Here is a 908-nt window from a genome sequence, read left to right as displayed (position 1 = left end):
GATGCGATCACACTCATCGACGGGCTCGAGGCCCTGGGCCGGGTCAACGAGGCGTTGTCTACTCTGGCTCTGGCCGTGTGTGAACGAGTCGGAACACCGTCTGATTACGGTGCGAAGACAACGAAGGCCCTCATCCAAGACAGGTTGAACATCACCAGCCGGGAGGCGAACCGGCGTACCGATATGGCCAAGAGCCTTGGCGGGAGAGTCACGCTGACTGGGCAGGCGCAGCCACCCCTGTTCCCCAGGGTCGCTGATGCCTTCAACGAGGGCAGACTCTCAGCCGATCAGGCCAGAGTCATCAAAGACTGTTTGAAGAAGCTGCCCACGTGGGTCAGTCAGGATGATCGTGATTATGCTGAAGCGACTCTCGTGGACAAGGCCCCGAGCGTGCGGGTCCATGACCTGAGGGCGATCTTCGCACGGATCCTGGCCCATGTGGATCCCGATGGTCAAGAGCCACTAGATGCCACGGATCGGACCATGTATAAGGTCACGATGCATGCGCGTGGCAATGGTGATTGGGAGATCTGTGGTCTCTTGGACCCGGTTACCGGTGGTGTCCTCAATGGGTTGCTGACGGCGAGAACCACGGTCGCGACGAGCGTTTTGGACAGTTCAAGTGTCGGTGGGACCGGTACGGAGTCTGGTGTCCTCGAAGACGGGACGCTCATTGATATGTCGGGGCAGCGATTGTCTGCTCAGGAGTGGATCTATGAACGCTTCGCGACTTTGATCGGGCGCATCGATATGACGCGGACCGGTCAAGGCTCGCCATACGCTCTGGTGGTCACGGCGAAGGCTGAGGATCTTGCCACCGGGACTGGTGTTGGGGTGACGGGGACTGAGAATCCGGTCCCGATCAGTGAGCTGGTTCGTCACGGGTTGAACGGGGCGGTGTTCTTCGA

1 protein-coding gene is annotated in these 908 nt (G+C 59.8%); it reads left to right on the top strand.

Annotated features, from left to right (window positions below; genetic code table 11):
- On the top strand, positions 1–908 hold a 908-nt coding region (locus FO013_RS22215; RefSeq protein ID WP_143924720.1), incomplete at both ends, for a DUF222 domain-containing protein.

It is taken from the genome of Brevibacterium aurantiacum (assembly GCF_007558825.1).
Lineage (GTDB): Bacteria > Actinomycetota > Actinomycetes > Actinomycetales > Brevibacteriaceae > Brevibacterium > Brevibacterium aurantiacum_A.
This window is presented reverse-complemented; position numbering and strand designations above follow the sequence as displayed.